This window comes from Paenibacillus sinensis, assembly GCF_019904155.1.
Classification (GTDB): Bacteria; Bacillota; Bacilli; order Paenibacillales; family Paenibacillaceae; genus Paenibacillus_AQ; species Paenibacillus_AQ sinensis.
The window spans coordinates 1-296 of sequence record NZ_JAHCMB010000036.1 but is presented as its reverse complement, the minus strand read 5'-3'; the positions used below and the strand labels follow the sequence as shown (position 1 = coordinate 296).

Genomic DNA, 296 nt, shown 5'->3' with positions numbered 1-296 from the left:
CAAACCGTAGATTTTGACAAGCTCCCTTATTGGCTACTCCCCATTGAAGCCCAAAATGTTTACTACCTATACAACAAAAAAAACAAACGCATCGAAGAAAAAATAAAATTATTCGATTACGAGAGCATCGCTTCATTGCCAACAACCGATTTCTTGTCAGACTACTTAGTGCTTTTGAATTGGAATCCATATAATGTAATCTCCTGTGTTAGTACAATCAATCGTATGAATAAGAAGAGTTATATTGTTTTAAGCGATATCGGAAAATTTCTTTCCTGCTTCCAAGGTGCTTTGCT

1 protein-coding gene is annotated in these 296 nt (G+C 35.5%); it reads left to right on the top strand.

All coding sequences use genetic code 11. The annotated features are described in order from the left end of the window. Nucleotides 1-296: hypothetical protein (locus tag KIH86_RS03145; protein WP_223110296.1), on the top strand; the 296-nt coding region annotated here is incomplete at both ends.